This window comes from Parabacteroides timonensis (genome assembly GCF_900128505.1).
GTDB classification, from domain to species: domain Bacteria; phylum Bacteroidota; class Bacteroidia; order Bacteroidales; family Tannerellaceae; genus Parabacteroides; species Parabacteroides timonensis.
In genome coordinates, this window is the sequence record NZ_LT669941.1 from 4,341,580 (window position 1) to 4,353,616 (window position 12,037).

General features: G+C 41.9%; 8 protein-coding genes. 6 read left to right on the forward strand and 2 right to left on the reverse strand.

Annotated elements, in window-relative coordinates; genetic code table 11:
- Positions 1-32 precede the first annotated feature (32 nt).
- Positions 33-1,277, forward strand: coding sequence for a glycosyltransferase (locus tag BQ7394_RS24690; RefSeq protein ID WP_075559818.1), 1,245 nt, complete (start codon positions 33-35; stop codon positions 1,275-1,277).
- 7 nt (positions 1,278-1,284) lie between these two features.
- Here the strand turns inward: BQ7394_RS24690 and BQ7394_RS24695 are convergent, their stop codons facing one another.
- Together BQ7394_RS24695 and pdxB are read right to left on the reverse strand one after the other, a co-directional pair.
- Positions 1,285-2,484: an MFS transporter gene (locus tag BQ7394_RS24695; protein WP_075559819.1), complete on the reverse strand. Its 1,200-nt coding sequence runs from the start codon at positions 2,482-2,484 to the stop codon at positions 1,285-1,287.
- Positions 2,485-2,747: 263 nt separating this feature from the next.
- Positions 2,748-3,851 (reverse strand): 4-phosphoerythronate dehydrogenase PdxB, encoded by a 1,104-nt coding sequence (pdxB, locus tag BQ7394_RS24700; RefSeq protein WP_075559820.1) that lies wholly within the window; start codon positions 3,849-3,851, stop codon positions 2,748-2,750.
- Between the two features lie 531 nt (positions 3,852-4,382).
- On the opposite strand from pdxB, the gene BQ7394_RS24705 reads away from it, so the two are divergent.
- The 5 genes from BQ7394_RS24705 (at position 4,383) to BQ7394_RS24725 (ending at position 12,023) form a co-directional block, all read left to right on the forward strand.
- Positions 4,383-7,496 carry a SusC/RagA family TonB-linked outer membrane protein gene (locus BQ7394_RS24705; RefSeq protein WP_075560237.1) on the forward strand — a complete coding sequence of 1,038 codons (3,114 nt, stop codon included), beginning with the start codon at positions 4,383-4,385 and terminating at the stop codon, positions 7,494-7,496.
- A gap of 28 nt (positions 7,497-7,524) precedes the next feature.
- Positions 7,525-9,024, forward strand: coding sequence for a RagB/SusD family nutrient uptake outer membrane protein (locus tag BQ7394_RS24710; RefSeq protein WP_075559821.1), 1,500 nt, complete (start codon positions 7,525-7,527; stop codon positions 9,022-9,024).
- Between the two features lie 224 nt (positions 9,025-9,248).
- Positions 9,249-10,313 carry a glycoside hydrolase family 43 protein gene (locus BQ7394_RS24715; RefSeq protein WP_235848852.1) on the forward strand — a complete coding sequence of 355 codons (1,065 nt, stop codon included), beginning with the start codon at positions 9,249-9,251 and terminating at the stop codon, positions 10,311-10,313.
- A 76-nt stretch (positions 10,314-10,389) separates the two neighbouring features.
- Positions 10,390-10,995 carry a DUF4254 domain-containing protein gene (locus BQ7394_RS24720; protein ID WP_075559823.1) on the forward strand — a complete coding sequence of 202 codons (606 nt, stop codon included), beginning with the start codon at positions 10,390-10,392 and terminating at the stop codon, positions 10,993-10,995.
- Positions 10,995-12,023, forward strand: a complete 1,029-nt coding sequence (locus BQ7394_RS24725) for a glycosyltransferase family 9 protein (RefSeq protein WP_075559824.1) — start codon at positions 10,995-10,997, stop codon at positions 12,021-12,023. The genes BQ7394_RS24720 and BQ7394_RS24725 overlap by 1 nt, the downstream gene beginning before the upstream one ends.
- The last annotated feature ends 14 nt before the right edge of the window (positions 12,024-12,037 follow it).

Consider the following 12,037-nt stretch of genomic DNA (forward strand, 5'->3'; position numbering starts at 1 on the left):
GTGGAAAAACTACGTGATAAAATATTGAATCGATGAAAATACTGCTTGTAACAAGAGGATCACAGGGTGATGTATTACCCTACCTGGCTATTGCCCGCGAACTGGTTGAACGGGGGCATGAAGTGACAATGAATTTACCCCATGTTTTTGAGGAGATGGCTAAAAAATATCCTGTAAAAGTAGTTTTGCAGGATTTCGATAATATTGGCGGGATGATGGCGGATGCAGCCGAGAATAAACAAAGTTTCAAAAGGATCGTGGAATGGACACGCGATGCGATTGACAAACAGTTTGTACAGGTGATACCGCTGTTGGAACAGAATGATGTCCTTGTCGCTGCCAATACTGAATTTGCTGCGACAGGAATAGCGGAATATTGTAAGAAACCGTTTGTCCGGACTGCTTTTGCTCCTTTCCTTCCCGGTGAGAAAATGCCGCCTCCAGCTTTCCCGTATCCGAAGCCTAATCCGATATTTACCCCGAAATTGCTTTGGTTGATGATGAACCGTGTCTCTAACTATATGGTGAAAGATACGATTAATAAAAACCGCGCAAAATACGGTCTGGCTCCGATCCGGAATTTCGGCCAGGATGCCGGAAAAAACAGTGATAATTTTTTGTTGTACAGTCAGTACCTGGGACATACCGATCCGGTTTGGGATGAACGTTTCCGTTGGAATATCGGCGGATATTGTTTTAATGATACTTTCGAATATGACGAAGAGGCCTATCGTGAACTGATGGCATTTATCAATAAAGACCAGACCCCGGTTCTCTTTTTCACCCTGGGAAGTTGTACGACAAAAGACCGCGAACGTTTTTGCGGAATGTTGGCCCGGATTTGCGAACGAAAACAATACCGGCTGGTTGTCGGTTCCGGTTGGGCAAAGACCGGCGCTTCTTTACAGGGAAACGAGCAGTTGTTCCTGATGCATAAACCGATCCCTCATCACCTGATCTTCCCGCATTGCGATGCTGTTATCCATCACGGAGGAAGCGGGACGACGCATAGTGTAGCGCGTGCAGGAGTCCCTCAACTGATCACTCCTTTGCTTCTCGACCAGCCTTATTGGGCGTATCGGGTACAAGTCCTGGGATTGGGACCGGCAAGAGTGAAGATCGCTAAAGTTTCGGAAGATGAACTGGAAGAAAAGATGGCTGATCTTGTAAATAACCCTGATTATAAGAAGAATGCAGTGGCAGTTGCTGAAAAGATAAAAAGTGAGAAAGGGATAGAGAAGTTGTGTGACTATATAGAACAACTGAGAAAAGACTGACGCGATTTTACCGCAGTTTGTTTCTGTTGAAATGCGGTCCTCCTTTTGCCATAAAGAAGATCGTAGACAACACCGTGAGGCAAGCCCCGAAAAGATAAGCGTGATTGAATCCGCCGAAGCTTTGCGCTATACTTCCCCCTATCATCAATCCGATACCGATACCGACATCCCAGCTGGTGAGGTAAGTCGATGTGGCCGTTCCCCGCTGGCTATTGGGAGCAAGATTGACAAACAGTGTGTTGAAGGCCGGAAACATCGTGCCGAAAGCGACTCCCTGTGACAAGGCGATCCCAATAAATAGATAGGAAGTGAATACCGGATTCCATTTCATCAGCGTCTCGAGTGATGCGAGAGCGAAGAAACTGGCGCATGCCAGAAACATTCCCAATATGATAACCAGCGTGATACGCCCTTTGTCTACCTGTCGCCCGGAGAACAGGCGCGATACGGCCAGTCCGACTGCCATAAAGGTAAAGTAAAGTCCGGAATGTACCGAAATGCCGATCTCGTCGGCATACATGGCAACATAGGTTGTCGTCATCCCATAAGGAATGGAAAGGAGCAATAAAGATATTCCGGCCCAAAGACCTTTTACCAGGAAAAAGCGGTCGAGGGATATAGGTTCTTTCTTAACCGGTTGCTTGTAAGGTGTTTTCACCAGGTAAGCCATTATAAATCCGAGGAAACAGGAGATCAGCGAACAGGAAAAGATTACCTCATAATTGAAACTTTCATGCATAAACAGCCCGATCATCGGTCCGAAACTCATTGCCAGGTTATTCGCCATCCCGTAATATCCGAGTCCTTCACCACGTCGGGAAGAAGGCAGGATATCGATCACGATCGTATTACCGGAAACCGTCACCATGCCGAAAGCAAACCCATGGAGGATGCGCAATACGATAAATATACTCAGTAGGCTGGCAACCATATATCCTGCAAAAATAACCATAAAGATACCATAAGCCAGCAGGTATAACGGCCGCCGGGCAAAAGTGTCCAGTAGATATCCCGAAAACGGTCGGATGCAAAGGCAAGCGATCGTATAGCAGGACAGGATGAATCCGATCATCGATTTATCCGTCATAAACCGTTCCTGCAAGTAAAAAGGCAGGATAGGTAATATCAGGTAAAATGCAAAGAACAGCAAAAAGTTTGCTGTTAATATATAGCAGAAACCGGGAGATAATAACTTGTCTTTTGCCATTGCTGTGAGTTGTTGGATTTGTTACTGTTTTTATTAGAATAAAATGCTTATGTCCAGTGCTTTTTATCGTTATATGTTGTGTGATCGATACTAAAGTTTTTGCCTGTCGATAATTGTCGACAGGCTTGCTCACAATTGTCGGCAAGCTTGCTCATAATTATCGACAGGCTTGTTGACAATTATCGACAGGCAGTTACATCGACAAGAAGTTTCATCATGTTCATATACGAAAAGCGAAGAGATCATCATCTTTTCCTTTCTATTTACCGGAAACCCAGTTTGTTCAGGAGTATTCTTTCTTCCTTTGTCGTATTCCAGACCGTATAGGCTGCAAACTCTCTTGGATGATTGTAATTTGCCCGGAGCCATTCAAATTTATCGGGATTTTCCCGTAATGACTTGTCTACAATAAGCGGATCGAAACTTTTTAAGATCGCATATTCGATACGATGCTCCGTCACACCAGCCAGATCGATAGCCGAATCGATGGGCGCAGGAGGCATCACTTCTTTTAATTTCTCTATTTTTACATTGAAAAATCGTTCGATATTTTCCAGGCAGGTACGTGTCCCGTTTGCTTTACCATCGGCAGAAAAACCGGCAATATGCGGGGTGGCGATGGTTACCCGGTCAAGTAGTTCGCGGTCGATGGCAGGTTCATTCTCCCAACAGTCTATAACAGCCTCGCCGATCTTTCCCGATCTCAACGCGTTAAGAAGTGCCGGTGTATCGTGCACAGCTCCTCTGGATGCATTGACGAACCAGGGCTTTTTTCGGGTTTTATTAAAGAAATCATCATTGGCCAGATGACGTGTCATGAAGCGTCCTTCTTTTGTAAGAGGAGTATGGAAAGTGATGATGTCCGACTCTTTTGCAATCGTGTCTAAAGAGACGAATCCTTCGTCTCCTTCTGTCTCAGCACGGGGAGGGTCATTGCGTAGAACATGTAATCCATAAGCTGTACAAAGTTTCTCCAATTCTTTTCCAACATGGCCTACACCGACTATTCCGATCGTTTTACCCAGAAGTGTTTCTTTTCTGCGAAGCGCAATGGTGATCAGTGACGCCAGCACATATTGGGCAACCGAGATTGCATTACAGCCCGGGGCATTTTTCCAGGTAATACCGGCTTCGTCGCAATATTTTGTATCGATATGGTCGAAACCGATGGTTGCGGTGGTGATAAGCCGGACGCGGCTACCTTCCAATAGTTCGCGTGTACATTTATCTATACTGCGGACGATCAGGGCATCTGCATCTTGAATAGCTGTAGGAGTGAATTCTTTTGAGTTGAGGTATTTCACCTCTGCGATCGGTTCCGCTATTCCCTTCAGATAGGGGACGGTATTATCTATTACAATTTTCATTTTGCCTTTTAATTTAAGTCGAAAGAGGGTATTTCCTCCTGTATTCTACGTGTTTGCAAAGGTAGTGCTTTCCGTTTCATTATTGCTGTTTTCTTACTGTTTTGTGGACTGTGTGAATAAATGTTCTTATTTGTGGGGATATTGTATTAAATTAATGAAATACGAATAAAGTAAGAGTTCTGGTAGGACTCTTTCATATATTATGAAATATAATTAGTGTCAGTCTTTTCGGTCTTTTCGTTTTCCTTATTGTAGAATTACGGTAGCTTTCGATTGATTAATTTGCAGGCCTCATAAATTATGGTTTCAAATAAAATTGTATACAGATGTGATTTTTTGATATAAATTATAGCATATAAATATAAAATTAATATATTTGCCATTAAAGAATGTATGATGACATAGTCCTACCAGAACTAATGCTATTTATATCGATTGTTTTTTGACTGTCAGTTGCGAATTGATTTGAAATTAGGCACTGCCATGTGTTTGTGAGAGTAATGAGAAGCGTTGATTTTAATAAATATGGTTATGAAAAAAATTTTTTCAGTTCTTTTTGCCATTTTGTTGTGTACTCAACTGGTGGTAGCGCAGAATAAGCTGGTGACAGGTGTGGTTACATCTGTTGAAGACGGCTTGCCGATGATTGGAGTAGCGATCGTGGATAAACAAACCATGAACGGAGTGACAACGAACGAAAACGGAGAGTTTTCCATTGAAGTTTCTGCCCGGACAAAGGTTCTCCATGTCTCTTATCTAGGTTATAAAACGGTAGAAGCTCCTATCGTTGGAAATAATCTGAATATTAAAATGGAACCGGATGTCGTAGCTATCGATGAGGTAATGGTGGTAGCGTATGGAACCGGGAAAAAATCAACTTTTACGGGATCGGCTACGGTAATTAAAAAAGAATCCCTTGAAAAAATACGTGCGTCTAATGTGACTCAGGCTTTGCAGGGACAAAGTTCTGGAGTGCAGGTTATAAATAATAGTGGTGAACCAGGAGAAGATGCAAAGATTATGATCCGTGGTATTGGTTCAATGAATGCATCCAGCGACCCATTATATGTTGTAGATGGAACAGCTTATAATGGTTATTTGAACGCGATAAATCCTTCAGATATAGAATCGATGACGGTATTGAAAGATGCATCGGCTACTGCGTTGTATGGTTCTCGTGCCGCAAATGGCGTCGTGATGATTACGACCCGTAAAGGTACCTCGGAGAAAGGACAAATTAACTTTCGTTCTACCTGGGGATTTGCTAGTTTGGCAGTCGATTTACCAAGGGAATTAACACCGGATGAGTTTTCTGTTTTAACCTGGCGTTCTTTGTATAATGGATATAAAGATTGGGGATATACGGAAGACGAGTCGAAATCGTGGGCTTCGGCATATTTGACAGGTGAGTTTGGCTGTAATCCTTATAATGTAGCATCTCCTGTCGGAACAGATGGTAAGATGGACCCTAACGCAAAATTGTTGTATTCCGGAAACTGGAGAGACGAGTTGTTTAAATCGGGTTTACGCCAAGAATATACGATAGATTTTAGCGGTAAGTCAAAGAGAGCCGATTATTATTTGTCTGCAGGGTATCTGAATGATAAAGGTGTATTTTCTATTCAACGGTTTGAACGTTATTCAACACGTGCCAGCTTTAATTATAGTGTCAATAAATGGCTGCAGGTCGGAACAAATATCAATTTGTCACATAGTGTGAGGGAAGGTTCGGCTGATTCCGGAACTGTATGGTTTCTTCGAACTATGCCTGGCGTTTACCCTATTTATGAAACAAATCAGACAACGGGTGAATACATCCTGGATAAGAAAGGGAATAGAATTTATGATTATGGAGATTATCGTAAGGCCTGGCAGGGATGGAATCCATTAGCCGATTATGAGTATAATAACGCTCCATGGTCTCATGATGATGCTTCCAGCCGAAGTTATTTTGAGATCACTTTCATGCCCGGTTTAAAATGGCGTACGAATTTGAGTGTTGATTTCTATCAATATAATTATGATGGCTATACCAATAGCGAATATGGTTATGGAGCTGGCTATAAAGGAGAAGCTTATAAAGAAAGCGATCGGAATTTTGCATATACAATTAATAATTTGTTGACGTTTGAGAAGACATTTGGTGACCATTCTCTTTCCGTATTATTAGGGCAAGAAGCATATTCGATGCAGTACAAAAAACTCTCTGCATCGAAACGAGGTTTCCCTTTCCCGGGTGTAGAAGAGATTGGTTCGGCTGCAGTAATGAATAGTATGGATTCTTATCAGGATAAATATCGCCTGTTAAGTTGGTTAAGTCGTGTAGAATATGATTTTAAAGATCGTTATTATATTTCGGGAAGTTTTCGTACCGATGGATCTTCACGTTTCCATCCGGATAATCGCTGGGGTAGTTTCTGGTCGGTAGGTGCATCCTGGAGATTGTCGAATGAAGAGTTTTTAAAACCATATAATACCTGGTTAGACAACCTGAAATTGAAGGTTAGTTATGGTGCCGTAGGAAATGATAATCTATATAGTGGCTCTAATCCGATCTATTATGCTTATCAGGGATTGTATCAGACGGGTATGAATAACTATACCGATCCGGGTGTTATGATCAGTCGTTTGGCTACAAAAGATTTGAAATGGGAAAGTAATATGCAATTCAATGTTGGGGTGGATTTTGCCATATTCAATAAATTGAGTGGTAGTGTGGAATGGTTTAATCGTAAATCGAAGGATTTGTTATTTACTTTGCCAATGGCTCCTTCTACTGGTTTTAGCGGTATTTTTCGTAATATAGGAGATGTGAAAAATCAAGGAGTGGAGTTCTCTCTGAACTATGCTGCCATTTCAAATAAAAATTTTAAATGGTCGATCGATTTGAATGGGACATCTTATAAAAACCGTATCACAAAGTTACCACAGCCCGAGATCAATTCGGGTGTATTTAAATGGCGTGAAGGAGAATCTCGTTATAATTTTTGGGGAACAGAATATGCCGGTGTAAATAAGGAAACCGGTAATGACCAATATTGGAAAAACATTTATGAAACAAATGACAAAGGGGAGAAGGTTGTAAAAGAACGAGTTCTAACGGAAGACTATAATGAGGTAACGAGTGATAGTCAGAAAAAATATTTAGGAGATGCTATCCCTGCACTATTTGGCGGATTTACCAATAATTTTTCATATAAGGGAATTGATTTGTCCTTTATGATCTATTATAGTATAGGAGGTAAATTGTACGATAGCGATTATGCTCAAATGATGTCTTATCGTACTGGTTATAGTATGCATCCCGATATGCTCGATTCATGGACTCCTGAAAATCCGAATGCTAAGTTCCCGCGTTTGTCTAATGCTTATGCGAATTATTTAGGAACTTATACATCTAAATTTATATTTAATAATTCATTTGCACGTTTGAGAAATGTAACATTAGGTTATACTCTTCCAAAGTCTTTTACTTCGAAGTTTAGTATAAACACATTGCGTCTTTTTGTCCAGGGAGATAACCTTATAACCATAGGTAGTGCGGCTCGTCGTGGTACAGATCCGGAACAGAGTATTTCCGGAACAACAGATAACCGGTTCCCTACGACTAAATCTTTTTCTTTCGGATTGCAGTTGAATTTATAAGTACAGTCAAATTAATTAATGATAAGTTATGAGAACAATTAAATATATTTTATCCGTATTTGTTGCAGGACTTTTTTCCGGAGGATTAATGTCTTGTAGTGATTTCCTAGAAACTAAACCATCTACAGCTGTTGCAGATGACGATGTTTTTACTACCACAGCCGGTGCTCAATCAGCATTGAATGGTTGTTATTATCAAATGCGTGCCCGTAACAGTGGAGGAGCTGACCGTGATGATGATTATGGGATTCCTTCTATACAAATGATTGCTGATATGTGTGGAGAAGATATGATGAATAACGGTAGAGCTTGGTATGTATGGAATTATAATTATTGGGGAGAAACACAGGCCAATATATTTCGTGCACCACAACTTTGGACATTCCATTATCGCTTGATCAACAATCTGAATTCTGTTATTGCTTATGTTGATGGCACCGAAGGTGACGATCTTGATAAACAATATATCAAAGGACAGGCCTTGGCAATGCGTGGGTGGGCTTATTTTAGTTTAACACGTCTATTTCAACAAACCTATGCAATAGCCAAAGATATGCCGGGACTTCCTTTATATACCGAACCGACAACTGAAAAGACAGAAGGGCAACCTCGTGGAACATTAGAACAAACTTATACGCAGATAGTTTCTGACCTGACTACAGCTGAACCGATGTTGGAAGGATTTGTTCGTAGTGCCAATTACCCAAATGTTTTTAATCAGGCTATTGTACAGGGAATTTTATCAGAAGTTTATCAGGTGATGAATAATTGGTCAAAATCGGAGGAATATGCGAAAAAAGTATTGGCCCAGTATCCGTTATCAACAGTCGATGATTATACAAATGGTTTTAATAATCATTCAACGGCATCATGGATTTGGTCGATCAAACAAACAGAAGAGCAGAATATGGGTGACTATTCTCCATTTGCCATGTGGTATAACGGTACTCGTAAATGCTGGACTTTTGGAGGCTTTATTTTAGCAGATGATTTTGTTAGTTTATTTGACGAAGATGACATTCGTTTTAAGCAGTTGGAACGTTGGTCGGAGGGAGAAGGTGATAATAAGAAAGAATTTTGGGTTTCATTTAAATTTCGTGATAACGAAGATTGCCGTGGTTCTATGGTTGTCATGCGTTCGGATGAAATGTTACTGAATGCAGCAGAAGCGATGGCTCGCCAAGGAAGGGATGCAGATGCTAAAGAATTGTTGTGGCAACTTCAGGATTTGAGAAATGCAAAGCGTTCAGAATCAACAGGTGATCAGTTGATTGAAGACATATTAAAAGAGAGACGGAAAGAACTATATGGAGAAGGTTTCGCTGTGTTCGATTTGATTCGTAATCAGAAACCCTTGTTACGTACAGGTAACCATGTCGTTTATGGTGGCGCAACGCCGTTACCGGCCCGTTCATGGCGTTTTATTTATCAGATACCAGGAACAGAAATAAAAAACAATAAAGCTTTAGTTGATGAAACCTGGCCTGCCGGTGACCAAAATCCCTATAGTGGAACATATGAGCCATAACACACTTTTTTAACGAATAGCTTTTTTGACGGGTCCGGGCAATCAATATTTGTTCGGGCCTGTCGTTTGTTATAGCTATATAGCTAAAAATGATTTATATTTGTATCATATAATATCTGGAGCGTATAATAAACGGTATCTTCCGGTTTGGTGTGAAGGAGAAGAATATTATTAATATAAGAAATTGGATTATGAAACAAGTATTTTGGAGTCTGTTACTTTTAATGTTAACCTTTGGTCTGTCTGTCCATGGCGAAGGTAAATATATGAATCCCCTACCTGTGAAATTTGGTGACCCCTATGTGCTGTTGGCTTCCGATGGCCGTTATTATATGTATGGCACGGGGGCAGGTGCCGTAGATGGCTTTTGTGTCTATTCATCGGATAATTTGATAGACTGGAAAGCGGAAGGCCAGGTGTATCGTGGTAATGTTCCCGGTTCCTGGGCTGTTGCTAACTTCTGGGCTCCGGAAGTATATGAACGGAATGGTAAGTATTATATGTTTTTCAGTGCAGACTGGAAAGAAAATCCGACGAATGAGTTGGAGAATTTCCGGATAGGTATTGCCGTATCCGATAAACCGACCGGCCCTTTTAAGGAAATGAGTGACCGTCCCCTTTTTGATCCCGGTTATCCGGCTATCGATGGAAATCTGCTGGAAGATTCCGATGGACGCCTTTATCTGTATTATTCACGGTGTTGTTATAAGCATCCGGTAGAAAGTGAAGTAGCTGATTGGGCGCGTGGGAAAGGAATGTTTAAAGAAATAGAAGAAAGCTGGATCTATGGTGTCGAACTGAAACCGGATTTGAGTGGTATTATCGGTGAGCCGGTTCTGGTTCTTCGTCCCCCTGTGACAAATGAAGATCCGCAGGCAGAATGGGAGAGTCGTTCTGTTACCTCCGGCGAAGTAAACCGCCGATGGACGGAGGGTTCTTATATCTTCAAAAAAGGAGATGTATTTTATATGATGTATTCTGCCAATTATTTTGGAGGCAAGAACTATGCTGTCGGTTATGCCACCTCTAAATCCCCGCTCGGTCCGTTTGTGAAGTCTGCGAACAACCCGGTATTGCAGAAGAATGTGGAAAAAGGAGGAATTGTAACCGGAACCGGTCATAACAGTGTGACTTATTCGAAAGATGGAAAGCAGATGTATTGTGTCTATCATGGACGTACGGAGGCGACCGGTGAAGAACGTGTTGTTTTTATCGATAAGATGGGAGTAGACCAGGAGGGCAACTTGTATGTTGAAGGACCTACTACTTCTTTGCAGCAGATGCGTTGAAAGTTTCACTTTGCCTAACTGAAAAGATTTTCTACCTTTGTGAACAGTATTTACAGAAAGAAAAAACAGTAGTAATATGAATTTCAGTGAACAGTGTTACCGGATATTTGAACAGGCTACGAAAGCGTATCATGTTTCTGATAATGTGGATGCAACTATGCACAACCCGTATGAGGTAAAAAGTATAGAGTTTTATCTCTATTTAAAAAACTGGATTGATGCAGTGCAATGGCATCTGGAAGATATAATCCGTAACCCGGCTATCGATCCGGTGGAGGCATTGGCTATCAAACGGCGTATTGACAAATCGAATCAGGATCGTACCGATTTGGTCGAACTGATCGATAGTTTCTTTCTGGATAAATACAAAGAAGTAAAAATCCTGCCTGATGCGACGATCAATACGGAAAGTCCGGCATGGGCGGTAGACCGTTTGTCTATCCTGACACTTAAAATCTATCATATGGCTGAAGAAGCAGCCCGTCCCGATGCGACTCCGGAACATAAGGCTAAGTGTGAAGAGAAGCTGAATGTGTTGTTGGAACAGAAGGCGGACCTGTCGACTGCCTTGGATCAGTTGTTGGCAGATATCAAAGCCGGTCGTAAATATATGAAAGTATACAAACAGATGAAGATGTATAATGATCCGGCATTAAATCCTGTACTATACGGTAAAAAATAATGGCAAAAATATTAGTTATACGACTTTCAGCCATCGGCGATGTTGCTATGACGGTTCCGGTAATTTATTCCGCCGCCAAAGCAAATCCGCAGGATACGTTTACTGTTCTTACCCAAGCTTTCCTGATACCCGTATTTATGAATCGTCCCTCCAATGTGGACGTGATCGGTATCAATACGAAAGCGGCGGAAAAGACATTAGGCGGATTACTTCGGTTTGCCTCTGCTTTGGTGAGATTTGATTATGATATCGTACTCGATCTGCATGATGTGATACGTACCATGATCATTCGTAATTCATTCCGGTTGAAGGGGAAAAAGATCTATGTGGTGGATAAGGCACGTAAAGAACGGAAACGTCTGACGGCCCGCAACCATAAAGACCTGAAACCTCTACGTCCTGTCATCGAACGTTATGCCGATGTATTCCGGGCTGCAGGTCTTAACTATACAGAAACGTTTACTTCCCTTTACGAGTCGCATCCGGCCGATTTATCCGCAATGGAAGCTGTGGCCGGAACGAAAAACGGCAAATGGATCGGAATCGCTCCTTTTGCTAAACATCGTGGAAAGATCTATCCGATCGATGAAATGGAGCAAGTGGTTGCCCGTCTGTCAGAACAGGAGGACTATACCATATTCCTGTTGGGAGGACGAGGTTACGAAGAAGCAGTCCTCGAGCAGTGGGCGTTCCAGTATCCGCGAGTAAAAAGCCTAGTCGGACGTTATTCGCTGGATAACGAACTGGCCTTGATCAGCCAGCTAGATGTTTTGCTTTGTATGGACTCGGCCAATATGCATTTTGCTTCCCTTGTCGGAACAAGAGTTGTTTCTATCTGGGGGGCAACCCATCCTTATGCCGGATTCTATGGTTATCATCAGGACCCAAAGAATGCGATTCAACTCGATTTGCCATGCCGCCCTTGTTCCGTGTTCGGACAGAAACCCTGTTTCCGAGGTGATTGGGCTTGCATGACACAGATCAAACCGGAGATGATTGTTGCAAAGGTGAATGAATTGTTTCGCTAAGCCATCCCAATGAA

Bases quoted from the DNA above. Each gene is read 5' to 3' on its own strand.
- BQ7394_RS24690 (WP_075559818.1), top strand. From the start codon at position 33: ATGAAAATACTGCTTGTAACAAGAGGATCACAGGGTGATGTATTACCC.
- BQ7394_RS24705 (WP_075560237.1), top strand. From the start codon at position 4,383: ATGAAAAAAATTTTTTCAGTTCTTTTTGCCATTTTGTTGTGTACTCAA.
- BQ7394_RS24725 (WP_075559824.1), top strand. From the start codon at position 10,995: ATGGCAAAAATATTAGTTATACGACTTTCAGCCATCGGCGATGTTGCT.
- BQ7394_RS24695 (WP_075559819.1), bottom strand. From the start codon at position 2,484: ATGGCAAAAGACAAGTTATTATCTCCCGGTTTCTGCTATATATTAACA.
- BQ7394_RS24715 (WP_235848852.1), top strand. From the start codon at position 9,249: ATGTTAACCTTTGGTCTGTCTGTCCATGGCGAAGGTAAATATATGAAT.
- BQ7394_RS24710 (WP_075559821.1), top strand. From the start codon at position 7,525: ATGAGAACAATTAAATATATTTTATCCGTATTTGTTGCAGGACTTTTT.
- pdxB (WP_075559820.1), bottom strand. From the start codon at position 3,851: ATGAAAATTGTAATAGATAATACCGTCCCCTATCTGAAGGGAATAGCG.
- BQ7394_RS24720 (WP_075559823.1), top strand. From the start codon at position 10,390: ATGAATTTCAGTGAACAGTGTTACCGGATATTTGAACAGGCTACGAAA.